Source organism: Pseudomonas sp. GW823-FHT02C05 (assembly GCF_058797595.1).
The window spans coordinates 283,348-307,746 of record NZ_JBXAJU010000001.1 but is presented as its reverse complement, the minus strand read 5'-3'; the positions used below and the strand labels follow the sequence as shown (position 1 = coordinate 307,746).

At 66.2% G+C, this 24,399-nt stretch carries 23 protein-coding genes; 6 read left to right on the top strand and 17 right to left on the bottom strand.

Annotated features, from left to right (window positions below; all coding sequences use genetic code 11):
* Nucleotides 1-199: 199 nt before the first annotated feature.
* Both AC1RGE_RS01515 and AC1RGE_RS01510 read right to left on the bottom strand, forming a co-directional pair.
* A complete protein-coding gene (locus AC1RGE_RS01515) occupies nucleotides 200-742 on the bottom strand; it encodes an ATP phosphoribosyltransferase regulatory subunit (protein ID WP_026020092.1) in 543 nt (180 codons plus the stop codon).
* Nucleotides 743-1,155: 413 nt separating this feature from the next.
* Nucleotides 1,156-2,247, bottom strand: coding sequence for a DUF1615 domain-containing protein (locus tag AC1RGE_RS01510; protein WP_207239038.1), 1,092 nt, complete (start codon nucleotides 2,245-2,247; stop codon nucleotides 1,156-1,158).
* Between the two features lie 331 nt (nucleotides 2,248-2,578).
* On the opposite strand from AC1RGE_RS01510, the gene AC1RGE_RS01505 reads away from it, so the two are divergent.
* Both AC1RGE_RS01505 and AC1RGE_RS01500 read left to right on the top strand, forming a co-directional pair.
* Nucleotides 2,579-3,193 carry a LysE family translocator gene (locus AC1RGE_RS01505; RefSeq protein ID WP_011060595.1) on the top strand — a complete coding sequence of 205 codons (615 nt, stop codon included), beginning with the start codon at nucleotides 2,579-2,581 and terminating at the stop codon, nucleotides 3,191-3,193.
* A 51-nt stretch (nucleotides 3,194-3,244) separates the two neighbouring features.
* On the top strand, nucleotides 3,245-4,795 hold the full coding sequence (locus AC1RGE_RS01500) for an FAD-dependent oxidoreductase (RefSeq protein WP_492583084.1): 1,551 nt from the start codon (nucleotides 3,245-3,247) through the stop codon (nucleotides 4,793-4,795).
* Here AC1RGE_RS01500 and AC1RGE_RS01495 read toward each other — a convergent pair.
* Nucleotides 4,782-5,639, bottom strand: a complete 858-nt coding sequence (locus AC1RGE_RS01495) for an SDR family NAD(P)-dependent oxidoreductase (protein WP_103407871.1) — start codon at nucleotides 5,637-5,639, stop codon at nucleotides 4,782-4,784. The genes AC1RGE_RS01500 and AC1RGE_RS01495 overlap by 14 nt on opposite strands.
* A 161-nt stretch (nucleotides 5,640-5,800) precedes the next feature.
* Between AC1RGE_RS01495 and AC1RGE_RS01490 the strand changes: the two genes are divergently transcribed.
* Nucleotides 5,801-6,706, top strand: a complete 906-nt coding sequence (locus AC1RGE_RS01490) for a LysR substrate-binding domain-containing protein (RefSeq protein WP_492583082.1) — start codon at nucleotides 5,801-5,803, stop codon at nucleotides 6,704-6,706.
* A 39-nt stretch (nucleotides 6,707-6,745) separates the two neighbouring features.
* Here the strand turns inward: AC1RGE_RS01490 and AC1RGE_RS01485 are convergent, their stop codons facing one another.
* The 7 genes from AC1RGE_RS01485 to AC1RGE_RS01455 form a co-directional block, all read right to left on the bottom strand.
* A complete protein-coding gene (locus AC1RGE_RS01485) occupies nucleotides 6,746-9,220 on the bottom strand; it encodes a TonB-dependent siderophore receptor (RefSeq protein ID WP_492583080.1) in 2,475 nt (824 codons plus the stop codon).
* A 102-nt stretch (nucleotides 9,221-9,322) separates the two neighbouring features.
* On the bottom strand, nucleotides 9,323-10,294 hold the full coding sequence (locus AC1RGE_RS01480; RefSeq protein WP_011060590.1) for a FecR family protein: 972 nt from the start codon (nucleotides 10,292-10,294) through the stop codon (nucleotides 9,323-9,325).
* Nucleotides 10,291-10,812, bottom strand: coding sequence for a sigma-70 family RNA polymerase sigma factor (locus tag AC1RGE_RS01475; RefSeq protein ID WP_011060589.1), 522 nt, complete (start codon nucleotides 10,810-10,812; stop codon nucleotides 10,291-10,293). The genes AC1RGE_RS01480 and AC1RGE_RS01475 overlap by 4 nt, the downstream gene beginning before the upstream one ends.
* A 110-nt stretch (nucleotides 10,813-10,922) precedes the next feature.
* Nucleotides 10,923-11,897, bottom strand: a complete 975-nt coding sequence (gene hemB / locus AC1RGE_RS01470) for a porphobilinogen synthase (protein WP_011060588.1) — start codon at nucleotides 11,895-11,897, stop codon at nucleotides 10,923-10,925.
* A gap of 286 nt (nucleotides 11,898-12,183) precedes the next feature.
* Entirely contained in the window at nucleotides 12,184-12,780 is a 597-nt protein-coding gene (locus AC1RGE_RS01465) for a hypothetical protein (protein ID WP_019094195.1), read from the bottom strand.
* Nucleotides 12,777-13,679 (bottom strand): PhzF family phenazine biosynthesis protein, encoded by a 903-nt coding sequence (locus tag AC1RGE_RS01460; RefSeq protein ID WP_019094196.1) that lies wholly within the window; start codon nucleotides 13,677-13,679, stop codon nucleotides 12,777-12,779. The genes AC1RGE_RS01465 and AC1RGE_RS01460 overlap by 4 nt, the downstream gene beginning before the upstream one ends.
* A gap of 217 nt (nucleotides 13,680-13,896) precedes the next feature.
* Nucleotides 13,897-14,601 carry a glutathione binding-like protein gene (locus AC1RGE_RS01455; protein ID WP_011060585.1) on the bottom strand — a complete coding sequence of 235 codons (705 nt, stop codon included), beginning with the start codon at nucleotides 14,599-14,601 and terminating at the stop codon, nucleotides 13,897-13,899.
* 227 nt (nucleotides 14,602-14,828) lie between these two features.
* Between AC1RGE_RS01455 and AC1RGE_RS01450 the strand changes: the two genes are divergently transcribed.
* Nucleotides 14,829-15,503: a histidine phosphatase family protein gene (locus AC1RGE_RS01450; protein ID WP_492583078.1), complete on the top strand. Its 675-nt coding sequence runs from the start codon at nucleotides 14,829-14,831 to the stop codon at nucleotides 15,501-15,503.
* Here AC1RGE_RS01450 and AC1RGE_RS01445 read toward each other — a convergent pair whose 3' ends face one another.
* From AC1RGE_RS01445 to AC1RGE_RS01430, 4 genes are read right to left on the bottom strand one after another with little or no spacing between them, the layout of a single operon-like run.
* Complete coding sequence (locus tag AC1RGE_RS01445; protein WP_019094198.1) at nucleotides 15,504-16,793, bottom strand: NAD(P)/FAD-dependent oxidoreductase; 1,290 nt, start codon at nucleotides 16,791-16,793, stop codon at nucleotides 15,504-15,506. It lies immediately after the preceding gene.
* The gene (locus AC1RGE_RS01440; RefSeq protein WP_492583076.1) at nucleotides 16,790-17,536 is read right to left on the bottom strand and encodes an amino acid ABC transporter ATP-binding protein; all 747 of its coding nucleotides are present in this window, start codon (nucleotides 17,534-17,536) and stop codon (nucleotides 16,790-16,792) included. The genes AC1RGE_RS01445 and AC1RGE_RS01440 overlap by 4 nt, the downstream gene beginning before the upstream one ends.
* Nucleotides 17,533-18,189, bottom strand: a complete 657-nt coding sequence (locus AC1RGE_RS01435; RefSeq protein ID WP_011060581.1) for an amino acid ABC transporter permease — start codon at nucleotides 18,187-18,189, stop codon at nucleotides 17,533-17,535. The genes AC1RGE_RS01440 and AC1RGE_RS01435 overlap by 4 nt, the downstream gene beginning before the upstream one ends.
* A gap of 60 nt (nucleotides 18,190-18,249) precedes the next feature.
* Nucleotides 18,250-19,020, bottom strand: a complete 771-nt coding sequence (locus tag AC1RGE_RS01430) for an ABC transporter substrate-binding protein (RefSeq protein ID WP_019094199.1) — start codon at nucleotides 19,018-19,020, stop codon at nucleotides 18,250-18,252.
* A 171-nt stretch (nucleotides 19,021-19,191) separates the two neighbouring features.
* On the opposite strand from AC1RGE_RS01430, the gene AC1RGE_RS01425 reads away from it, so the two are divergent.
* Both AC1RGE_RS01425 and AC1RGE_RS01420 read left to right on the top strand, forming a co-directional pair.
* Nucleotides 19,192-19,968, top strand: coding sequence for an IclR family transcriptional regulator (locus AC1RGE_RS01425; protein ID WP_492583074.1), 777 nt, complete (start codon nucleotides 19,192-19,194; stop codon nucleotides 19,966-19,968).
* A gap of 414 nt (nucleotides 19,969-20,382) precedes the next feature.
* A complete protein-coding gene (locus AC1RGE_RS01420) occupies nucleotides 20,383-21,438 on the top strand; it encodes a permease (protein ID WP_248766040.1) in 1,056 nt (351 codons plus the stop codon).
* A 168-nt stretch (nucleotides 21,439-21,606) separates the two neighbouring features.
* On the opposite strand, the gene mnmH is transcribed toward AC1RGE_RS01420, so the two are convergent.
* Genes mnmH through AC1RGE_RS01405 form a run of 3 tightly spaced genes read right to left on the bottom strand, consistent with a single transcriptional unit; the run spans nucleotide 21,607 to nucleotide 24,180 of the window.
* Nucleotides 21,607-22,701 carry a tRNA 2-selenouridine(34) synthase MnmH gene (gene mnmH / locus AC1RGE_RS01415; RefSeq protein WP_492583072.1) on the bottom strand — a complete coding sequence of 365 codons (1,095 nt, stop codon included), beginning with the start codon at nucleotides 22,699-22,701 and terminating at the stop codon, nucleotides 21,607-21,609.
* Nucleotides 22,701-23,735, bottom strand: a complete 1,035-nt coding sequence (selD, locus tag AC1RGE_RS01410; RefSeq protein WP_015635068.1) for a selenide, water dikinase SelD — start codon at nucleotides 23,733-23,735, stop codon at nucleotides 22,701-22,703. Before selD ends, mnmH begins: the two co-directional genes overlap by 1 nt.
* Before the next feature lie 43 nt (nucleotides 23,736-23,778).
* Nucleotides 23,779-24,180 (bottom strand): nuclear transport factor 2 family protein, encoded by a 402-nt coding sequence (locus AC1RGE_RS01405; RefSeq protein WP_239690425.1) that lies wholly within the window; start codon nucleotides 24,178-24,180, stop codon nucleotides 23,779-23,781.
* Between the last annotated feature and the right edge of the window lie 219 nt (nucleotides 24,181-24,399).

The window sequence follows — 24,399 nt, the reverse complement described above, 5'->3', positions numbered from 1 at the left end:
GCTTTGCCGGCGAAGAGGCCCGCAAGCCCTGCACCGCCCTGGCGAACGCCTTCGCTGGCAAGCCAGCTCCTACAGCAAGCAGGCACATCCCGGAGCACCACCCCGTAGGAGCCGGCTTGCCGGCGAAGAGGTCCTCAAGCCTTGCACCGCCCTGGCGAACGCCTTCGCTGGCAAGCCAGTCCCTACCGCACGCAGGCGGTCAGGCTTGTAGCGCCAGTTGCAGGCGCTCCAGGCCAATGCCGAAGCCGGCACCCTGGCGATAGGCGCCTGCCCCCACCACTTGCTGCTGCGCCCCCAGGCGCGGGCAGCGCACTTCGAAACCCTCGCCATTGAGGTAGTAGGTCAGGCCGCGCTTGACCCCGAGGTTGAGCTGGTATTCCAGGCCCAAGACGTCGAGAAAGCCCACGCACAGTGCCCGCGCCTGCTCCAGGGCGCGCTGCGGATCGGGGCCGAGAATCTCCAGGCCCAACTGGGTGAACTCGCGGTAGCGCCCGGCTTGCGGCCGCTCGTAGCGATAGCAGCGGGCAACGTAGAAGAAGGCCGCCTGCTCGCGCCCCGCCAGCAGCTCGCCGGCGGTTTCCTGGAACAGCGCGGTGGCTTCCGGGATCAGGCAGCAAGGCCGCCCGGCCTTGTCGTTGAAGGCCCACATCTGGCCGATGACTTCGCTGCCGCCAGCCTTCTCGATAAAGGTGTCCTGGCCCCACAGCGCCGGGACAATGACTTCTTCAGCGCCCGCTTCGATGAAGCCAGCTCCGGAAGCGTCCTTCCAGGGTGCGCAGGGTGGCGGCTTGTTCGCCGGTGATCATTCGAGTGCCACGTAACATGGTCATGGGTCATTCCTCTGGTTTTTTGACAGGCAATAAAAAAGGCGCCTTGTGGGGCGCCTTGGTTTTTTTCATCGAAGGTCAGTGATCGCGATTGCTCGATGACTGACGGCTCGACGCGCACAAGCGACCACGGCCCCGGAGATGAGGTCGATGGTGATGAAGGCGGGAGACGAGCCGGAAAAAATTCATGGCGCATCCTGCCACGCCGCCCCCGGGCCTGACAAGCAAGCACCTGCGCCCCGCACAACAGTGCCCCCTGTGGAAGCCGGCTTGCCGGCGAAGAGGCTCTGCATCGCCCTGGCGGCCGCCTTCGCTGGCAAGCCAGCTCCTACAGCGGGCGTTGCAGGCAGCGCTGGTAGCGTTCGTCCACCCGTTTGGCGAACCAGGCAGTGGTCAGCTGGCGGGTGATCTTCGGGCTCTTGAGTTCGATACCGGGCAGTTGCTGGCGCGGTACGGGCTTGCCCGCCGTGCGATCGGCCAGGGCGAACACCTGACGGTACAGCTCGGTTTCTTCGAAGTCCTGGCGGTCGCCCTTCTCCAGCTGGGCGCGGATCTGCGGGTTACGCAGCCCCAGCTGCTTGCCCAGGGTGCGCACCGCCAGCTCGGTGCTGCCGGGCATGATCGAGCCGTAGCGGATCAGGTCGCCATCCAGCGCCAGCCTGATCCCGCTGGCCCGGCTCACCGCGCTCTGGAACGCCGCGTTGCGGCTGGCGTACCAGCCGGCGTTGAAATCGGCGAAACGGTACAACGGCTGCGGGTAGTCCACCGGGTAGCCCAACAGGTGGGCGATGCCGAAATACAGGCCGCCGCGGCGGCTGAAGACCTCATGACGGATGGAGTCCTGCACCGGGTAGGGATAGCCCTGGGCATGCTGCTGGGCGAACTCGATGCTGACCTGCATCGGCCCACCGGTGTGCACCGGGTTGAAGCCGCCGAACAGGGTCTTGCCCAGGGGCACCATGCCGATGAAGTCATCGAAGATCGCACTCAATTCCTTCTCGCTGCGGGCACTGGCCAGGCGCTGGCTGTAGGACTGGCCGTCCGCGCCGCGCACTTGCAGGGCGGCGCTGACCAGCAGCGCCGGCACATGCACCTTGGCCGCGCGGCGGTCGATCTCTTGCCGGGCGATGCGCCCCAGGCCCGGCACCGTCGGGTCGACCTGGAAGGTGGATTCCTGCTCGGTCACCGCCAGCACTGCGCACAGGTTGCTCTGGCTCGGCTCAAGGCCCTGGGCGCTGAAGGCCACCTGGATGTCCCGGGCCCAGCCCGGGCGGTCCGCCACCTGGGCCGGCAGCAGGCGCAGGATCCGGGCCTGGGTCTGTTCGGGGGTCAGTGTTGGTGCCTGGGGGCCGCGCTGGCTGGCGCAACCGGCCAGCAGCGACAGGCCCAGGAAGCAACTGAGAAGACGAGAGGAAATCATGGGGCTCCGCGAGATGGCTGGGCGAGGGCCGTGCAAGTAAAGCAGCGGCTGGGGCGTTCGACCAAGGAATGCGAGCGCTGTTCCCGCCGCGGCCCTCGTAGCCGCTGCCGCAGGCTGCGTAGCAGACGCCGCGACCCTGAGGCCTCTGCGCGATCGGCGGGAGATCGCCAGGCAAGGTCCTGCGGACCTTTGTGCAGCTTCGCGGGCTCAGCAGCGGCTACAGGCTAGAATCCTTCTATTGGCGGTGTGGCTGGGTGTATTTTGATGACCCCGACTTAGGTGTGGCGCCCAGCCCTGAACCTGCGCCTGCCCTCAATGGAGTGATGCCCGGATGTTGACCCTGGATTTCCTGATCACCAGCCTGATCGTCGTGCTGATTCCCGGCAGCGGCGTGATCCTGACCATTTCCACCGCCCTGGTGGCCGGCAAGCGCGCCAGCCTGTTCACCGCCATCGGCTGCACCGCCGGGATTGTCCCGCACCTGCTGGCCTCGATCCTCGGCCTGTCGGCCATCCTGCACTCCAGCGCGCTGGCCTTCCAGGGCCTGAAGTTCGCCGGCGTCGCCTACCTGCTGTACCTGGCCTACGCCACCTGGCGCGACCGCTCGGCCTTCGCCGTGGACAGCAACGCCGTCAGCCATGGCCCCGGCGCGCTGATGCTCAAGGCCTGCCTGCTGAATATCCTCAACCCCAAGCTGACCCTCTTCTTCCTGGCCTTCCTGCCCCAGTTCATCGCCCATGACGGCAGCGACCCGATCCCGCAGATGCTGCTCCTGAGCGGCGTGTTCATGGCCATGACCTTCTTCGTGTTCGTGCTCTATGGCCTGCTGGCCAACCTGTTCCGCACCGCGGTGATCGAATCGCCCCAGGTGCAGAACTGGCTGCGCCGCAGTTTTGCCGCAAGCTTCGCCGGGCTCGGCCTGAACCTGGCCTTCGCCCAGCGCTGAGCCCGGCGGCAGCCGCCTGCATGACCTTGATCGTCTACCGAGGGCAAGCCCATGAATTGCAGCGACGTACTGATCATCGGCGCCGGCCCCACCGGCCTGGTCCTGGCGCTCTGGCTGCGCCGGCAGGGGGTCAAGGTGCGGATCATCGACAAGCCCCCAGGCCCGGGCACTACCTCCCGGGCCCTGGCGGTGCAGGCGCGAACCCTTGAGCTGTACCGCCAGCTGGACCTGACCCGGGCCATCGTCGAGCGCGGCCACCATGTGCCGGCGGTGAACCTCTGGGTCAAGGGCGAGCGCGCCGCCCACCTGCCGTTCAACGCCATCGGCGAAGACCTGACGCCCTACCCCTTCCTGCAGATCTTTCCTCAGGACGAACACGAGCAACTGCTGATCGAACGCCTGGCGCTGCAGGGGGTGGAGGTCGAACGCAACACCGAGCTGCTGGCCTTCACCGACCACGGCCACCTGATCAACGCCCGCCTGCGCGGCCCCGACGGGCGCGAAGAACACTGCCAGGCCTTCTACCTGGCCGGCTGCGACGGCGCCCGCTCCACGGTGCGCAAGACCCTGGGCACCGGCTTTCCCGGCGGCACCTACCAGCAGGTGTTCTACGTCGCGGATGTGCAGGCCAGCGGCCCGAGCATCGACGGCCAGTTGCACGTGGACCTGGATGACGCCGACTTTCTCGCGGTGTTCCCCCTGGCCCAGAGCGGCCGCGCACGGCTGATCGGCACGGTGCGCGACGAGCGTGCCGAGCACCCGGAGAACCTGCGCTTCGAGGATGTCAGCCAGCGCGCCATGCGCCAGCTCAAGGTCGAGGTGGCCCAGGTCAACTGGTTCTCCACCTATAAGGTGCATCACCGGGTGGCCGAGCAGTTTCGCACCGGCCGGGTGTTCCTCCTCGGGGACGCCGCCCACGTGCACAGCCCGGCCGGCGGCCAGGGCATGAACACCGGGATCGGCGACGCCATCAACCTGGCCTGGAAACTGGCAGCGGTACTGAGCGGCAAGAGTGCCGAGCGCCTGCTGGAAACCTACGCCACCGAACGCATGGAGTTCGCCCGGCGCCTGGTGGCCACCACCGACCGGGTGTTCAGCTTCGCCACCGCCGACGGCCCGGTGGCCTACCTGGCGCGCACCCGCCTGGCGCCCCTGCTGCTGCCGAAGATCGCCGCCTTCGACAGCGCCCGGGAGTTTCTCTTCCGTACCGTGTCGCAGATCACCCTGAACTACCGCGGCATGCCCCTGAGCGCCGGCGGCGTCGGCCCGGTGCACGGCGGCGACCGCCTGCCCTGGGTGCGCGATGGTGAACACGACAACTTCGACAGCCTGGAGTACCTGGGCTGGCAGGTGCATGTCTACGGCGTCACCAGTGACGCCCTGCGCGACTGGTGCACCGCGCACCAGGTGCCGTTGCGCACCTTCGACTGGCGCCCGGCCCATGCCGCCGCGGGGCTGGCGCGCAACGCCTTCTACCTGCTGCGCCCGGACACCTACGTGGCCCTGGCCGAGCGCTCGGCCGACCCGCGCGTGCTGGAGCGCTACTTCCGCGAACGGGAGATCTCCCCGCAGAGCGCCGCCCCCTCCCTCAAGCCCCGATGAAAGGCTGCTTGATCTGCCCCCAGCGCCGGGCGAACTGCTCCGGCGTGGCCGCCGCGATCCGCTTCAGGTCCCGGGGGTAATCCACACCGGGGGCCTCCTGGGGGCGCCAGGCACTGAACTGGCCATTGCTGGCCCGCAGGATGTAGCCGCTGTCCTGGCACTGCTCGCTGACCAGAAACAGCACCCCCGGCGTCACCCAGTCCGGCTTGAGTTCCGGCGGCTCCTCGCTGACGCCCCACATGCGGGTCTTGGCCACCGGCGACACCGCGTTGACCCGGATCCCGTGCTCCGCCCCTTCCTGGCCCAGGGCATTCATGATCCCGACCTGGGCCATCTTGCCCGCGCAGTAGGCCAGCAGCCCCGGCTGGGCATATTCCGGGTACAGCGCACGGTCGGAGGTGGTCAACAGCAGCCTCGGTGCGGCGGACTGCCGCAGATGGGGCCAGGCATGCCTGGCCAGCCAGATGGGCGCATACAGGTTGATCCCCAGCATGCGCTCGAGAAACCCGGCGTCGGTCTGCTCCAGCGCCTGGTAGCCAACCCAGCCGGCGTTGTGAATCAGGATATCCAGGCTGCCAAAGGCCTCCAGGGTGCGCTGCACCAGCCCCTGGCAACCGGCCTCGGTGCCCAGGTCGGCGGTGTCGGCCAGCGCCCTGGCACCGCTGGCCCGCAAGGCCTGCACCGCATCATGGGCGACACTGTCATCCGCCCCGCTGCCGCTGCCGTCACTCCCGCAATCGCTGATCACCACCTGGGCACCACGACGGGCCAGGGCCCGTGCATAACTCAAGCCCAGGCCGCGCCCGGCGCCGGTGACAATCGCCGTTCTGCCGCTGAAATCCATGCTCTTCCCTCCTGTGTGAATTCCAGGGTAACAGCATGAAAATCAGTGACTTAATACTAAATTCCAGGTTCTGTGAGAGGTTTTTGATATCAATGAATTCGCTGTGAAACCATGAGCCTTGGAGTTTACAGTCCCACAGCCCCCAGCCAGGAAGCATCGCCATGATCGAAACGCGCCTGTTGCGCCAGTTCATCGCCGTCGCCGAAGAACTGCACTTTCACAAGGCTGCCACGCGCCTGCACATGGCCCAGCCGCCCCTGAGCCAGGCCATCGCCCGCCTGGAGGAAAAACTCGGTTTCAGCCTGCTGCGGCGCAATCGTCGAGGCGTGGCCCTGACCCCGGCCGGGGCGGATTTTCTGCACAGCGCCCGGCGCACCCTGGCTACCCTGGAACAGGGCATCGAGCAGGCGCGCCATATTGCCCAGGGCCTGGCCGGCAGCCTGTGCGTCAGTAGCCTGTCACTGGCCGGCTACCCGAGCTTGCTCGCCAGCCTGCGGGGCTTTCGCCAGGCCTTGCCCGAGGTGCGCCTGGAACTGCGGGAACTGCCTTCGGCCGAGCAGCTCAAGGGCCTGCTCGGCGGCGACATCGACCTGGCGTTCATGCGTGAGCTGCCGCTGCCCGAAGGGCAGATAGCCTCGCGCCTGATCCTCGATGAGCCGATCGTCATCGCCCTGCCCCACGACCACCCCCAGGCCCAGGCGCCAGAGGTGGACCTGCGGGAGCTGGCCAACGACGACTTCGTGTTCACGCCCCAGGCCCTGGGCAGCGGCTACCACAACCAGCTGATGGCGCTGTGCAGCGCGGCCGGGTTCACCCCGAAGGTGGTCCAGGAAGTGGCCCGGGTCCAGACCCAGCTGGGCCTGGTGGGCTGCGGTTTCGGCGTGGCCCTGGTGCCCCGCTCGATGGCCGATGCGGTGCTGCAGGGCAGCGTCGCCTACCGCCCGCTGCGGGCCATGGGCACGCAGCCCGGGCCAAGCATCGGGCTGTATATGAACTGGCACCGGGACAACCCTTCGCCACAGCTGCAGCGTTTCATGGCCTTGCTCGACGCCGGGCCCGGGGCCTGAAGCGGCCGTGCAGAAGGTCTGCGCGGCCGCCACCGGGCCTTAGAAGTCGGCCTTGACCGACAGAGTGAGGTTGCGCGGGTCACCGTAGAAATTGCCGAAGCCTTCGGTGCCGATGGTGGTGTAGTAGCGCTTGTCCAGCAGGTTGTTGCCGTTCAGCGCCAGGGACCAGGTGTCGTCGATGCGATAGCCGATGCGTCCGTTCCAGATCGCATAGCCGGCCTGGCGGATGTGGTTGCCGCTGGTGGGCGAGACTCGGTAGTTGTCACTCTGGGCGTTGACCCCGGCCCCCACGGTGAAGCGCTCCAGGGCACCGCCCAGCTGATAGTCGCCCCAGACCCGCAGCAGGTGCCGCGGCACGTAGGTGGTGAACGGCAAGCCGTTGTTGGCGCTGTTGGCGTCCTCCAGGGTCTTGGTCTGGGTGTAGGTGTAGCCGGCCAGCACTTGCAGGCGTTCGATCACCTCACCGCTGAGCTCCGCTTCAAAGCCCTGGGCGCGGACCTTGCCCGAGTTCAGCGAGCAGGTGCTGTCCGGGCAGGCCGGGTCGTCCTGCTGCGCGTCCTGCTGGATGGTGCGGAACAGGCTGAAGGCGCTGTTGAGGCGGCCATCGAACCACTCGCCCTTGATCCCCAGCTCGTAGCTCTTGCCCACCAGCGGCTTGAGGGAGGCGCCGTCCAGGGTCCGATAGCTGCCCTGGGGGGTGAAGATGCTGGAGTAGCTGGCGTAGGCCGTGAGGTTGTCGTTGAGGTCGTACAGCACCCCGGCGAACGGCGTGACCTCGCCGGTTTCCTTGGATCGGGCACTACTGGGCGTGCGCGTATCGCGCCAGTAGGCCACCGAATCGTTCTGCGACTTGTACCAGCTGACACGGCTGCCCATGACCAGGGTCAGCGGGTCGGCCAGCTTCAGGCGCACAGTGGAATACAACCCTTGCTGCTGGATCCGCAGATCAGTGGGGCCGCCCCGGGTGGAGTTGCTTTCGTAGTAGCTGTCGTCGGGCTTGGGCAGGTGGTGATCGGGGTCCAGCACATTCTGCCGCTGGGGCAAGCCGGCCACGGCGTAGAAGTCGTCCTTGATCGAGCGGCTGGCGTTGGCGCCGAAGGTCAGCTCGTGCTCCTGGCCAAAGGCCTGGAAGTGCCCGTCGACATAGGCATCGAAGCCGTAGTCCACCTGGTCGTAGTCGTAGATGCTGCCCAGCATCAGGGTGCTGGAACGGCTGGCCCCCACCGGCACCGAACCGCTGGGGAAGGCGTACTCGATATCCTGGGTATTGCGGGTGTAGACCCCGGCCACCTTCAGCGCCCAGTCGTCGTTGAGTTGCTGGCGCAGGTCGGCGAAATAGGTCGCGCGCTTGCTGCGCGAATTGTTCCAGGCGGTGTTCAGGCAGGTGGAACGGCCCAGCTTGAGGTCGCTGCCGTCGCTGTAGCGCGGCAGGCCGCCCCAGCACGGGCGCGAGTCGACGTCTTCATAGGCCATGCCCAGGCCCAGGGTGGTGGCGTCGCTGAGGTCGAAATCCAGGGCGCCGTAGTAGACCTGGTCCTTGCGCTCGCCCAGGTCGTAGAAGTACTGCCGGGTCTGCTGGGTCACCACCGCCCGGCCGCGGACGGTACCGGCATCGTTCAACGGCCCGCCGGTGTCCACCTGGGCCCGGTAGTTGTCCCAGCTGCCGGCGGACATCGTCAGTTCGGTGTGCGGCGTGGCCTGGCCGCGCTTGCGCACGAAGTTCACCGAGCCGGCAGTGCCGCCCGCGCCCTTGAGCATGCCGGCAGCGCCGCGCAGGATCTCCACCCGGTCATAGAAGGCCATGTCGCTGCTGAAGCTGTCGGCCTGTACGTAGCTGCTACCCATGTCCAGGGGCACGCCGTCGTACTGGTACTGGCCGGTCATGCGAAAGCCCCGGGAGTAGAAATACTTGCCGCCCATGGGCGAGTCGTAAAGGGTGATGCCCGGGGTCTTCTCCATCACCTGGTCAATGGTGTTGAGGTTCTGGTCATCGAGCATCTTGCGGGTGATAACGGTCACCGACTGCGGGGTTTCCTTGAGCGAGTGCTGGCCCTTGCCGATGGTGACCGCGCCGGTGGTGTAGGAACCGGAATACTCGGTGGTGGCCCCCAGCTCCTGGCCCTGCACCTGGGTCGTGCCCAGCTCCAGAGCGCCGCTGCCCTGGGGTACGGGGCGCAGCACGAAGCTGCCGTTGCTCTGGGGCTCGGCCTGCCAGCCGCTGCCGGCGAGAATCCGCGCAAAGCCTTCCTGTACCCCGTATTCACCCTTGAGCCCCGCCGAACGCAGGCCGGCGGTCTGCCGGGCATCGAAGGAAATTGCCGCGGCGGCGGCGCTGGCGTAACGGCTCAGCACCTCGGTCAGGTCACCGGCGGCAATATCGAAGCGGCGCACCGCGGTCTGTTCGCTCGCCGCCACTGCGGTCAACGGCAGCAGTGCCGCACCGTAGACCGCCAGTGCGCCCCAAAGCCCGACCTTGATCGCCTGGGCCAACTTCGACTTGTGAACATCAGACATGCTTTGCCTTCCCCGCTAACGAAAATGAATCCACTGGGGGATAAGCCGGACCAGGAGGGGCAAACATGCAAAGACCCTTGAATTTTTTTTCGCCCCGCGGATTCAACCCACGCGGCTATCGCAAACCCGTACCCAGTAGCGGGTGTAGCGCTTGATCTGCAGGGAGAAACCGCTTTCCAGCGCCGCCAGGGCGCGGTCGGTGTCATCGATGGGGAAGGCCCCGGAGATCTTCAGCCCGGCAATCTGCGGATCGCACTGCACAACCCCGCGGCGGTAGCGCGACAGGTCGGCCAGCAATTCCCCCAGGGGCCGGTCGATGGCGATGATGCTGCCCTGGCGCCAGGCACCCACCGCGGCATCGTTGGGCCGCAGCGCGGCAAAGCCCCCGGCGCTGAACGCCAGTTGCTGGCCGGCCTCGACCCGACGCGGCGCAAGGCCTGCGCCCAGGCTGACCTGCACCGCGTGCTCCAGCACCGCCACCTGCTCCTCACGCTCATCGCTGCGCAGCACGAAGCGAGTTCCCAGGGCCAACACCTCGGCGTCCCGGGTGAAGACCCGGAACGGCCGCTGCAAGGGATCGGCAGCGGTGCTGACCAGCATCTCGCCCCACAACAGCTGCACCTTGCGTTGCTGGCTGTCGAACTGCACGTTGATCGAGGTGTTGGTATTGAGCAGCAGCGAAGTGCCGTCCGCCAGGCGCACTTGCCGGCGCTCGCCGATCTGGGTGCGATAATCCGCCAGCAGTTGCTGGGCGCTGTCGCTGCGCCAGCCCAGCCAGCCCAGGGAACCGGCCGAGGCCAGCACCACCAGGTTGCGCATCAGCTCGCGGCGCGAGCGCCCTGCCCCGCGCAAGGTGGAACCGGCCAGGCCGCCGGGCAGTGCCGACATCTGCTCGCCCAGTTGCTGCATGCGCTCCCACGCCTGGCGGTGCAAGGGGTCGGCGGCCAGCCATTCGCGCCAGGCGGCCTGCTCCTGCTCGCTGGCGCTGCCGGAGCGCAATTGCGCGTACCAGCGTGCCGCGCCGCTGATGGCCTGGCGCTCGCCGACGCTCAGTTGCAGGCCGGCAAAACTCATGACAGCTGCATCCGCATCTGCATCAGGCAGCAATGCTCCATGGCCTTGGCCATGTAGTTGCTCACGCTGCGCACGGAAATCTGCAGGCGCTCGGCGATCTGCTCGTAGGTCAGGCCGTCGCACTGGGACAGCAGGAAAGCCTGTTTCACCTTGGGCCCCAGGCCATCCAGCAGCCGGTCGACTTCCATCAGCGCCTGGAACAGCACGCTCTGCTCCTCCGGCGACGGATGCTCGCCCTCGGGTACCAGGGCCAGGGCTTCGAGGTAGGCCTGCTCCAGGGAACGTCGGCGAAACAGATCGATCAGCAGGCCCCGGGCAATGCGCGACAGGTAGGGCCGCGGCTCACGGATCTCCACTGCGTTGCGCGCCTTGAGCACCCGCACGAAGGTGTCCTGGGCCAGGTCGGCGGCATCGAAGGCGTTGCCCAGGCGCTGGCGCAACCAGCCCTGCAGCCAGCCATGGTGATGGGTGTAGAGGTCGGTGACGGCACAGCGCAGGGATAAGTCGTCGGCGGGCATGACAGTAAGGATTCATATTTGATAATGAATCGCATTGTCATGTAGAGGCGGAAGTCTTGGCAATAGCCACGAACGCCGGGCGACGTTCGTGGCAGTACTGCGGGGCCTAATCAGATCCCGGCCAGGGCCAGGTCCATGGCGAAGTAGGTGAAGATCAGATCGGCGCCGGCGCGCTTGATCGAACCCAGGGTTTCGCGCACCACTCGCGGCTCGTCGATGGCGCCGGCCTGGGCGCCGAACTTGATCATCGCGTACTCGCCGCTGACCTGGTACGCCGCCACCGGCAGACGCGAGGCCTCGCGGATGTCGCGGATGATGTCCAGGTAGGCCCCGGCGGGCTTGACCATCAGCGAGTCGGCGCCTTCCTGCTCGTCCAGCAAGGACTCGCGCACCGCTTCGCGGCGGTTCATCGGGTTCATCTGGTAGCTCTTGCGATCGCCCTTGAGCGCGCTGCCGCCGGCTTCACGGAACGGGCCATAGAGCGCCGAGGCGAACTTGGTGGAATAGGCCATGATCGGCGTCTGGGTGAAGCCGGCGGCATCCAGGGCGCGGCGGATGGCCTGGACCTGACCGTCCATGGCCGCCGACGGCGCGATCACATCGGCGCCGGCACGGGCCGCAGCCACCGCCTGCTTGCCGAGGTTGAGCAGGGTCTGGTCGTTGTCCACTTCATGGCCGTGCATGACCCCGCAGTGGCCGTGATCGGTGTATTCGCAGAAGCAGGTGTCGGACATCACGATCATCTCCGGCACCGCATCCTTGGCGATGCGCGACATGCGCGACACCAGGCCGTTTTCCTTCCAGGTATCGCTGCCGTCGCAGTCCAGGTGGTGGGAGACGCCGAAGGTCATCACCGACTTGATCCCGGCGCGGGCGTAGCGCTCGATCTCGCCGGCCAACCTGGATTCGGGAATGCGCATCACCCCGGGCATGCTCTTGATCGGCACGAAATCGTCGATTTCTTCCTCGACGAAAATCGGCAGCACCAGGTCGTTGAGGGTGAATTCGGTTTCCTGGAACAGGCTGCGCAGTTGTTCGGAGCGACGCAGGCGACGCGGACGGGCTTCTGGGAACTGGCTGGACATGATTTTTCCTAAGGCTGAGCGCGAAACAACACGAGCTATGGCGAAAAAAGGCTGAAAGCTTATGCCCGCAGCCGCCCCGGTACAAACCCGCACGGCTCAAGAGAGTCTTGCCCAAGCCGTAACAATGCCCTTGAGGCCCCGCGATCCAAGGGGTATCGGTCACTCGACGCGGCCAGCCTGCGACCATCTGACGCAACAGCGGCAGCCGCCATTGAAAAACCTGCGTGCGACAAATCCGGCGGTTGGCCGCTTGCAGCAGCTCCTGGCTCCCGCACGGGTGTGCACACTACGGCGGCTCGCTGCCCTGCAAATTGAGGGTGTAGTCCTTCAGAGGCGTTTTGAAGTAGGCCATGCCGGTATCGTCAACCTTTCCCCTGAGCACGATCTTCTTGATCCGGTCGGCAATTTCATCGGCAGCGTTTTCGGACTGAATCGTCGCTTCGATACACTCGCCAGGCCGGTAACCCACAGTTCGAACGATCAGATTGAGATCGACGTAATGGTCAGCCTCGCGACCCACCACGCGACGATTTTCCGGGCCCTGGGTCCAATATATCTCCACGACTTTGCCGGCCGATGGCTTGAGCGGCAGGTTGCACGTGGCATTCACCGCCACGCCCTTGTCCCCTGGCGTGGCCGCCACGCTGGCGGATGCCGCGGATTCGCTGCGCGGTGTATTACCAGGCAAGGTTGCCGGGCCGGGCGGTTGTTTGACCGCCGTGGTTTGTGCAATGCAAAGCAGTGGATCAAGCGCCAGCAAACCCAGCAGGCCTGCCCGCAGCATCCAGCCCTTACAGGACACAACCTGGGCCCAGGCGCACAGGAGCCATGCCTGCCTGTGCGTGCCGGTGCCTGCAAAATCGCCAGGTGCCAGCGCGCTCATGGATGCCTCGGTCCAGTGGGCGAAGGTGTATTCCCGCACGTTTGCTCACTGGTTTGGAGAAGCCGCAGGTGCCCCTCAATGCAGGTTCGCACCGTGCCGCCGATCCAGATTTCATCGCCGATCTGTTCCACGTCAATCCGCCCTGCCCGCCCCATGCTCAGGCCCTGGCTGACCCGGTAGCGAGCCGGTGCCAGCCCGGCGCCCAGCAACCACTGGGCGATGCCGGCATTGAGGCTGCCGGTGGCCGGGTCTTCGGGCATGCCATCACCGGCGATAAAGGCCCGTACCTCGAACTGCGCGTCGCTGTCATCACGCTCGGGGTCACAGGGCGCGATCACCCCGACCGCCAGACCGATCAGCGCCGGGTAGTCCGGTTGCAGGTCAAGCACCTGCTGGCGTTCGCCGAGCATCACCGCCAGCCAGCCGGCGCCGTTGTCAACCCACTGCGCCTGCACGATGTCGCCGGGCGTAAGGCGCAGGCCACGGCGCACCTGCTCCAGCACCTGGGGCTCCACCGGGCCGGCCTTGAGCAGCGGCGGCGCGAGAAAGGCCAACTGATCGCCCTGGCGGCGGATGCGCACCAGGCCCACTTCGCACTCCTGGATGATCTCCTCGCCCCGGGGCACGCCGCCGGCTTCGAGCCAGGCGTGGCAACTGCCCAGGGTCGGGTGGCCGGCGAAGGGCAATTCCTGGGTGGTGGTGAAGATCCGCAGGCGGTAGTCGGCCCGGGGATCGCGGGGCTGGAGCAGAAAGGTGGTTTCGCTGAGGTTGGTCCAGTTGGCGAAGGTGGCCATGCGCTCGGTGCTGAGCTCGTCAGCGTTGAATACCACGGCCAAGGGGTTGCCTTTGAGGGGAGTCGAGCTGAAGACATCGACTTGCTTGAAACTTAAGGGGTGCATGCAAAAATTCCTGTTTCTTAATAAGGCCCAGCATTATGAGGCACAACGTTGGCTGTAGCCGCTGCCGAGCCAGGGCGAAGCTGCGAAAGAGCGGGCTGCGTTCGGTACGCAGGCCCTGGCTTGGCGCCCCCAGACACACCCCTGGCATTCTTGGGATCGCCGCCACCGCTGCGCGCTCGTGCACAGCCTGCGGCAGCGGCTACAGGGCGTGCGTGCGTCAAGAAACCTTGGGAATCTCCAACCCGCGGATCACCGCCGGGCGCGCCACGAATTTGGCCAGCACTCGCTTGACCTCGGGGAAGTTGTCGATGCCCACCAATTCACCCGCCTCATAGAACCCGATCAGATTGCGAATCCACGGAAAGGTCGCGATATCGGCAATGGTGTAGCGCTCGCCCATGATCCACTCGCGCCCCCCCAGGTGCTTGTCCAGCACCCCCAGCAGACGCTTGGCCTCGTTCACGTAGCGCTCCAACGGCCGCTTGTCCTCGTACTCCCTGCCGGCAAACTTGTTGAAGAACCCCACCTGCCCGAACATCGGGCCGATGCCGCCCATCTGGAACATCAGCCACTGGATGGTTTCATAACGCGCCGCCGACTCCTGGGCCAGCAGTTGCCCGCTCTTGTCCGCCAGGTAGATCAGGATCGCCCCCGACTCGAACAGCGCCAGCGGCTGGTCCCCCGGGCCGTGGGGGTCGAGAATCGCCGGGATCTTGTTGTTCGGGCTGACACTGAGGAACTCCGGGGTCATCTGGTCCTGGGTCTCGAAGCTGACCCGGTGCGCCTCATAGGGCAGGCCGATCTCTTCGAGCATGATCGAGACCTTGACCCCGTTGGGGGTCGGCAAGGAATACAACTGAATCCACTCAGGGAATTGCGCAGGCCATTTCTGGGTGACGGCAAAGGCGGAAAGATCGCTCATGACAGGCTTCCAGTCTCAATCAAAGGGGGGTGGCGCCACGGATGGGCAACGGCGGGGAATTATCCGCCGGGTTTTCTTAAATCGGCAACATGCAGCGCTTAAGCTGCCTGCAATCGAACCAAAAGCCGTTCAGGGACTCATAAGCCACGGCCCGATCAGGCCATGAGCAACGACAGGGAGCATGGGTTTGTCAGCCTCACGCATCGCACTTGAAGAATGACCGCACCATGAACCTGCCCCGCCGCCTTGCCCGCCACTTCAAGCACCGCAGCTACCTGCCGTTGCCGGCCCTGTTGCTGGGCAGCGCCCTGTGCCTGTCCCTGGAATCCAGCGCCAGCCGCGCGCAACCGGTGGACGGCACCCAGACCCTGGTGTTCCTGCGCCACGCGGAAAAGCCCGCCGGCGGCCTCGGGCAGCTCAACTGCCAGGGCCTGAACCGGGCCATCGACCTGGCCTCGCTGCTGCCGGAGAAATTCGGCAAGGCGCAGTACGTGTTCGCCGCCAACCCCACGCGCAACGTCGAGGAAGGCGAGCTGGACAACTCCTACAGCTATATCCGCCCGCTGATGACCATCAGCCCCAGCGCCATCAAGCTCGGCCTGCCGGTGAACATCGACTTTGCCGCCAATGACACCAGCGACCTGGCGGACGAGCTGCTGCATGACCGCTACCACAACTCGATCATCTACACCGCCTGGTCCCACGGCTACCTGCCGGAGCTGATCAACAAGGTCGCCGAAGAAGCCGTGGGCGAACAGCAGCCGATCACCGAAGACTGGGCCTCCAGCGACTTCGACTCGCTGTACGTGCTGACCCTGACCTGGCGCAACGGCAAGGCCAGCCTGCACAGCCAGAGCTACAAACAGGGCCTGGACGGCGGCGAGCAGGATTGCCCGAGCTGATCAGCCCAGGGCGTCGAGCAACCGGTACCAGGCAATCCCCGCCCCCAGGTAGAGGCGTTGCAGGCCGTGCAGCGGAATCGGCCGCAACGGCGTGACCGGGAAAGGAAAACCCTGCCCCGCTCCCGTCAGCCGCGCCGCCAGGTGCCTGCCCAGCAGGGTCGACAAGGCAATGCCGCGCCCGTTGTAGCCCAGCAGGATCGACAGCCCCGGCGCCGGCTCGTGCAACTGCGGCAGAAAACTCGGGGTCAGGGCCACGCGCCCGCTCCAGCGATACTCGATGGGGACGCCCGCCAATTGCGGAAACAGGTTCAGCAACGAACGCTCCAGGTGGTTCCAGTCGGCATCCCGGCGCGGCTCGGAAAACGGCCCGCGCCCACCCAGCAGCAGGCGCCCCTGGGCGTCCTGCTTGAAATACAGCAGCAGGCGCCGGGCATCGGAACACACCTCGCCGCCCGGCAGGATGCTCTGGCGCAGCTCGGCAGGCAGCGGCCGGGTGGCGATGATGAAACTGTTGGCGGCGATCACCGTCTGGCGCAACCCCGGCCACAAGTCGTCGGTGTAGCCATTGGTCGCCAGCAGTACCTTCGAGGCACGCACCCGAGCGCCGCGGTCGGTCTCCAGGGTCCAGCGCCCGCCATCGCGCTGCAGCTTCCGGACCCGGCTCTGGCCGTGAATGCTCACCCCCAGCCCCATCGCCACCCGGGCCAGGCCCCGGGCGTAGTTCAGCGGGTGTAGGCTGCCGGCCCGCGGGTCGACCCAGCCGCCCAGGTATTGCGAACTGCCGATGCGCTGGCTCACGGCGGCCTTGTCCAGCAACTCCACGGCCACGCCGCGCTGGCGCCACTGCTCGGCGCGCTGCTCCAGGGTGTGCATCGCCGCGCCGGAAAACGCCGGCTGGATCCAGCCCTTGCGGGTGGCGTCGCAGCGAATGCCGTGTTCCTTGATCAGCTCGAACACTTCATCGGCCGCGCCACCCACGGCATCGACCAGCGCCTCGCCCTGTACCGGGCCGAACTTGGCCAGCAGTTGCTCGGGGTCGAACTTGAGCCCGGGGATCACCTGCCCACCGTTGCGCCCGGAGGCGCCCCAGCCGGGCTCGCCGGCATCCAGCACACAGACGCTGGCACCGCTCTGGGCCAGGCGCAGGGCGCTCACCAACCCGGTGTAGCCGGCGCCGACAATCGCCACATCGACCTCCCGGTCCTCGGCCAGTGCCGGGGTGTGCTCGGCCGGCATGGCCGTGGCCGCCCACAGCGAGGGCGGCATGCGCAGGGGCTCGGATGCGCTCATGCCTGCACCTCCGCGCCCTGGTTGAGCAAGCGCCGCAGGAAGTCCTGGGTGCGCGGGTGGCTCGGGGTACTGAGCACGGTTCGGGCCGGGCCGGCCTCGACGATGCGCCCGCTGTGGAGGAAGCACACCTGGTCTGCCACGTCCTGGGCAAAGCCCATTTCATGGGTGACCACGATCATGGTCATGCCCTCGTCGGCCAGCTTGCGCATCACCGCCAGCACCTCGCCCACCAGTTCCGGGTCCAGCGCCGAAGTCGGTTCGTCGAAGAGAATTGCCTCCGGGTCCATGGCCAGCGCCCGGGCAATGGCCACCCGTTGCTGCTGGCCGCCGGAAAGCTCGTCCGGGTAGGCGTGCATGCGATGGGCCAGGCCGACCTTTTCCAGCAGCGCCTCGGCCCGCAGGAGTGCTTGCCGGGGGTCCTGTTTCTTGACGTAGATCGGCCCCTCGGTGACGTTCTGCAAGGCCGTGCGATGGGGAAACAGGTTGAAGCGCTGGAACACCATGGCCACCCGGGTACGCAGTTCATGGATGCTCTTGGCCTGCCGGTCGACCCGCGCCCCGCTCACCAGGATGTCGCCCTGCTCGTAGCTTTCCAGGCCGTTGATGCAGCGCAGCAGGGTCGACTTGCCGGACCCCGAGGGCCCGATCAGGCACACCACTTCACCGCTGTGCACCTGTAGGTCGATGCCTTCGAGCACCGCCACGTTGCCAAAGCTCTTGTGTACGCCCTTGATCTGGATCATGGCTTTCTCCGGGTGCTGATGCGCGCTTCCAGGCGGCGCAGGGCAAAGGACAGCGGCAGGCTCAGGGCCAGGTAGAGCAAGGCCACCAGGGTGTAGACGGTCATGTTCTCGAAGGTCGAGGAAGCGATCAGCTGCCCGGCCCGGGTCATCTCGGCCACGGTGATGGTGGACACCAGGGACGAGTCCTTGAGCATCATCACCAGGGTGTTGCCATAGGGCGGCAAGGCGATGCGCAGGGCCTGGGGCAGCACCACCCGGCGCATGATCATCGGCCCGCGCATGCCGATGGATTCGGCGGCCTCGATCTGGCCCTGGTGGATGGCCTGGATACCGGCGCGGAAGTTTTCCGCCTGGTACGCCGAGTAGGCGATGCCCAGGCCGATCACCCCGGCCTGCATGGCGGTGAGCTGGATGCCGAAATCCGGCAGCACGAAGTAGATGTAAAACAGCTGGACGATGATCGGCAGCCCGCGAATGACGTTGACCACGCCGATGGCGAACAACGCCACCGAGCGCACCTTGGACACCATCATCAGAGCGAAGACCAGGCCGATCAGCGAGCTGAGCACGAAGGAGCCAACGGTAACCTGCAGGGTGACCACTGCGCCTTTCAACAGAATGGGCAGGAAGTCCAGAGCGTTCTGGAGAAACATGGAGAGACCCGTTTAATCAGCAGGAAAGGGACCCGGGCCAGGCGCCGGGCCGCGACTGGATCAGTTGAGCTTCCAGTGCTCGATGATGCGGTCCAGGGTGCCGTCGGCCTTGATCGCGGCGATCCCGCGATTGACCTCGGCCAGGGTCTGGGCATCGCCCTTGCGCACGATCAGGCAGACATCGCCCATGACCACCGGCTGGTAGCCCTTGACCAGCCGCACCTTGTTCTGGGTGCCCTGGGCCAGTTGGTAGGCGAGGATCGGCCGGTCGGCGAAACCGGCCTTGATCCGCCCCAGGGCCAGGTCGCGCATCAGGTCGGGAATCGAGTCGTAGCCGCGTACTTCCTTGAAGATCCCACGCTTGTTCAGCTCGTCGATAAACACCGTGCCGACCTGGGCGCCGACGGTTTCTCCGGCCAGGTCCTCCATGCGGCGGTAGTCGCTGGTGTCGTCGGCCTTGACGATCAGGCCCTCGCCGTAGCTGAACACCGGGTCGGAGTACTGCACCACTTTCTCGCGCACCGGGGTGCGCAGCATGGCGGCGGAGATGATGTCGATCTTGTTCGAGGTCAGAGACGGGATCAGCGCGGCGAAGGTGGTCTGCTGGATGTCCACGGCGAAACCGCCGGCCTTGCCCACGGCCCGGGCGGCATCGATCATCATGCCCTCGATGCTCTGGCTCTTGACGTCAAGGAAGGTGAAGGGAATGCCGGTGGCGGTGGCCCCGACCTTGTACAGCGGCTCGGCCTGGGCCGACGCCGAAAGGCCCAGGCCAAGGGCGCAACAGAATGCGAAAACAGCGGGTGCAAGGACGCGAGTGCGGGTGTGCATGGCGAATCTCCCATTGGACGGTTTTATTGTTTGAAGTCCGTGATGGATAGCCTCTGGTGTGGAAGGCAGGAGGCATGAACCCGACTATAAACAATTTACAAAAATCGTAAAGAGATTTATAAATATCGAATATCGATATTAAAAACACAAAATAACCTGAAAGGACTGGTCATGAGCGATAACAACAACTCCCTTTTCAACCAGTCACTGGAGAAGGGCCTGGCGGTGCTGCGGGCCTTCAACGCCGCGCAACGGACCATGAACCTGGCGGAAATCGCCACGGCCGCCGACATCAACAAAAGCTCGGCGCAGCGCATGATCCACACCCTGGAACAGCTGGGCTACGTGCGTAAGCACCCGCAGACCAAGCGCTTCCAGCTGACCCCGCGGGTGATGGAGATCGGCTACAACTACCTGGCCGCCGACACCCTGGTGGACGTGGCCAACCCCTTCCTCGCCGAGCTGGCCCAGATCACCGGGGAAACCACCAACCTCACCGAGCCCGATGGCCTGGACATGGTCTATGTGGCGCGCTTCGTGGCGCCCAAGTTCATCCCCATCCACATGCCCATCGGCAGTCGTATCCCGATGTACTGCACCGGCTCGGGCCGCGCCTACCTCAGCGCCCTGCCCGCCGCCGAGGCCACCCAGATTCTCGAAGCCAGCGAGCGCAAGGCCCACACCCGGCACACCCTGACCGAACTGGCGGACATCCAGCGCGAGATCGACGCCACCCAGCGTCGCGGCTACGCCCTGAACCCGGAAGAGCTGTTCCTGGGGGACATGAGCATTGCCGCGCCGATCCTCGGCAGCCAGGGCCTGCCGGTGGCCGCGGTGCACGTGGTGGTGCCCAGCAGCCGCTGGACCCTGGAAGAAGCCGAACGCAAACTCGCGCCCTCGGTGATCGAATGCGCCCGGGCCATCCGCACCTCGATTCGCACCCTCTGAAAATCGCTCCCCGCTGCCGCTCGGCAGCGGCTACAGGGCCAGTGCCGATCAGGGATTTGTGTAGCCGCTGCCGCAGGCTCGGGCCGCGTTCGGACGAACGGCCCGTAGGGACGCGACGCTCTCAAGGCCGACAGAGTTCCGACGGGGGATCGCCAGGCAAGGCCCTGCGGGCCTTTGCGCAGCCTCGCTGACGCTCGGCAGCGGCTACAGGGCCAGTGCCGATCCAAGATTGGTGTAGCCGCTGCCGCAGGCTCGGGCCGCGTTCGGACGAACGGCCCGTAGGGACGCAGCGTTCTCAAGGCCGATGACCTCCCGACGGGGGATCGCCAGGCAAGGCCGGACGAGATCGGTTCGCAGCGCGCCAGCGCCAGCGGCTACAATTCGCGCTTATTGTCCTCGTGCGGAATACCTTTCATGTCCAACCTCGCCTCCACCCAGCCCAACCGCGGCTGGGCGTTCTGGTGCAAACCCCTGCTGTTCCTGCTGGTCGCCGCCATCGGCCTGTATTACGTGAAGTGGTCGCCCTACTACCTCAAGGCCTTTGTCGCCGCCGACAGCCACAGCATCGGCGCCTCGATCCTCAACGATCAGCAGAGCTCGCCCTGGAGCGCCGCCCTGGCCTATTCCCAGGTGTACTTCCTGGCCATCTGGAAGGCTGCGGTGCTGGCGGTGATCCTGGGTTCCCTGCTGCAGGTGCTGATTCCCCGGGATTGGCTGCTGCGCCTGTTCGGCCGTGCCGGCTTCGGCTCGACCCTGCGCGGCGGCCTGTTCGCCCTGCCGGGCATGATGTGCTCCTGCTGCGCCGCGCCGGTGGCTGCTGGCCTGCGCCGGCAGAAGGTTTCGGTGGGTGCGGCCCTGGCGTTCTGGATCGCCAACCCGGTGCTCAACCCGGCCACCCTGGTGTTCATGGGCTTTGTCCTGGGCTGGGGCTTTTCCGCCCTGCGCCTGGTGGCGGGCATTGTCCTGGTGTTGGGCGTGTCCTTGGTGGCGCAGCGTGTCGCCGGCCCCGAGCAACTGCCCGAAGCCGCGGTGGATGCGGTGGTGGAAGCCAGCACGCTGAACGACCAGCCGTTCCTCAGCCGCTGGGGCAAGACCCTGTGGCAGCTGTTCTGGAGCACCATTCCGATCTACGTGCTGGCGGTACTGGTGCTGGGCGCAGCGAGGGTCTGGCTGTTCCCCCATATCGACGGCGCCATGGGTGACAGCCTGTGGTGGCTGGTGCCGCTGGCGATTGCCGGGACCCTGTTCGTGATCCCCACAGCAGCGGAGATTCCCATCGTCCAGACCATGATGACCCTGGGCTTGGGTACAGGCCCAGCGGTGGCCCTGCTGATGACCCTGCCGAGCATCAGCCTGCCGTCGCTGCTGATGCTGCGCAAGGATTTCGATGCCCGGGTGCTGGTGACCGTGGCCGTGCTGACCATGCTGGTGGGGATTGTCTGCGGGTTGATTGGTGCGGCGTTGTTGTAGGGCTGGAGGGCCCTTTCGCTGGCAAGCCAGCTCTTACGGTCGGTGGGGAGCTGCCCATGTAGGAGCCGGCTTGCCGGCGAAGGCGATCTCGCGGGCCCCTTCGCTGGCAAGCCAGCTCCTACGGTTGGTGGGAGCTGCCCTGTAGGAGCCGGCTTGCCGGCGAACGAATCAGCGCGGTGAGCGCTGGCGCAGGTAATCGAGCACGGCGCCGTGCTCGCCGCTGAACTCGATCCGCGCGCCCTTGCTCTCGCGCTGGAAGGCGTACATCGGGTCGTAGTATTCGCCCAGCAAGCCTTCGATCCAGGCCCGGTGCAGCTCCACGTCACCGCTGCGGGCCTGTTCCTCCAGGGCCGCTTCCATCAGCAGGAACAGGCGCTGGTGACGCTCGCCCCCCAGGCGTTTGTGGATCTTGTTCAGGCTTTCCAGCAGGCGTTCGGCAAACAGGGCAAAACCTTCTTCGCCATGCACGGCCACGAACTCGGCGCTGAGGTTGACCACGTAGTCGTCAAGGATGCGCTGCACCCGGCTGTCGAGGCGGTCTTCCAGCCAGACCATGGGCAAGCCTTGCATGCTCTGGTACAGCGGCAGCGGCAAGGCGCAGCTGCCGATCATGCGGTTTTCGTCTTCCAGGACAAAAGCCTGCACGCCGCGCTCACGCTTTTTCAGCAGGTCCACCGCCAGACGGTTTTCGAAGTCGATGTTGCTCGGCTGGCCGGTGGCGCGGCGGCCGAAGCTGGAGCCGCGGTGGTTGGCGTGGCCTTCCAGGTCCAGGGCGTTGTCCAACTGGCCCAGCACTTGGGTCTTGCCGGTGCCGGTCATGCCCCCCAGGAGGACGAAATCACACTGCTGCAACGCCTGTTCGGTGGTGTCCAGAAGGAAGGTACGCATGGCCTTGTAACCGCCGCCAACCCGCGGGTAGTCGATGCCCGCTTCCCTGAGCCACTGCTGGACGATCTGCGAGCGCAGGCCGCCACGGAAGCAGTACAGCAGGCCGTCGGGATGGGCCCGGGCAAAATCGGCCCAGGCCTGGATGCGCTGTTGCTTGATGTCGCCGGACACCAACTGATGCCCCAGGACAATCGCCGCCTGCTGCCCTTGCTGCTTGTAGCAAGTGCCGACCCGTTGGCGCTCCTGGTCGGTCATCAGGGGCAGGTTGAGCACCCCGGGAAAGGCGCCCTTGGTGAATTCGATCGGCGCGCGGGTGTCCATCATCGGCCGGTCGTTGAGGAAGATCTCGCGGTAGTCGGTGCAGTCCAGAGACATCAGAACACCTCGACCGCGTGGCTCTGTCGCTCTACCAGCTCGCCAATCGGCGCCAGTTCCAGGCCCAGTTCCGCCGCCAGGGCCAGGAATTCGGCATTGCCTTGCGGGGTTACCGCCACCAGCAGCCCGCCACTGGTCTGCGGGTCGCAGAGCACGCGCTTGTGCAGTTCCTGCACTCGCCCGACCTTGTCGGCGTAGCTGCTGTAGTTGCGCAAGGTGCCACCGGGCACACAGCCCTGGTCCAGGTAGTATTCGACCCCCGGCAGGCGCGGTACGCGGTCGTAGTGAATGCGCGCGGTCAGGCCACTGCCGTCGGCCATTTCCACCAGGTGCCCGAGCAGGCCGAAACCGGTGACGTCGGTCATCGCGGTCACCCCTTCGAGCTTGCCGAAACGGCTGCCTGGCTTGTTCAGGGTGCACATCCAGTCCCGGGCCAGGCCGATGTCGGCGCTGCGCAGCTTGCCCTTTTTCTCGGCGGTGGTAAGCACGCCGATCCCCAGGGGCTTGGTCAGGTACAGCAGGCAACCGGCGGTGGCGGTGTCGTTGCGCTTCATGAAGCGTTTTTCCACCAGCCCGGTGACCGCCAGGCCGAAGATCGGCTCCGGCGCATCGATGGAGTGCCCGCCCGCAAGAGGAATGCCCGCGGCGTCGCACACCGCGCGACCGCCGCGGATCACCTCCCGGGCGATTTCCGGGGCCAGCACGTTCACCGGCCAGCCGAGAATGGCAATCGCCATCAGCGGGTCGCCGCCCATGGCGTAGATGTCGCTGATGGCGTTGGTGGCGGCGATGCGGCCGAAGTCGAAGGGGTCGTCGACGATGGGCATGAAGAAGTCGGTGGTGGAGACCACGCCGCGCTCTTCATCGATGGCGTACACCGCCGCGTCATCGCGCGAGGCATTGCCGACCCAGAGCTTGGGGTCGAGGTTCTGCGCCCCGCTGCCGGCCAGGATCACCTCCAGTACCTGGGGGGAAATCTTGCAGCCGCAGCCGGCTCCGTGGCTGTACTGGGTCAGGCGAATCGGCTCGCTCATGGGGCACCTCGTCAAGTCTGGGACCGGGATTCTAGCAGAGCCCTCAGGCACTTGGCCGCGGCGTGCCCTGATGGAACAGCATCTGCCAGCGCCCCTCCTGGCAGCGCCACAGCGAGCTGCGCCAGGCACTGCTGGCCGCCCGCCCGGGCGCTGCGGCGTTATGGCACAGGTAGGTGACCTGGGCCAGCTCGGCCCCCAGGCACTGCACGGCGAACTCGCTGATGCGCCGTTCGATGAACACCTGCTGCGGCAGGCTGGCCAGCACCTGGGCCTTGTCCCAGCGCCCGCCGCTGACGCCGAATTCAAGAAAGTCATCGGCCAGCAAGGCCTCCAGCGCCTGGCGATCGGCACGCACTTCGGCCTGTTGCAACTGGCGTTCAAGCATCAGCAGGTGGTCGGACAGCTCCATGGTCACTCCCGAGGTGGTGGCGGGTAAGTGGCGCACTCTAGCATTGCGCGCCTGCACCAGCGCCGGGCCTGGGGGCCGGGCATTGCCCAGGCCTGCAGCGCCCGGCCCTCCCCGCCATCGGCACGCACCCCGCCCCAAGCGCCAATCCCGCGGCCATTCACGCCTTTGTCGCAAGCCGCTGTTTCAAGTTGGTACGCCATATGCAAACGTTTGCGAGTTGTAATTTTGTGGGTGTTCGCCGCCTTCTTTCGAAGT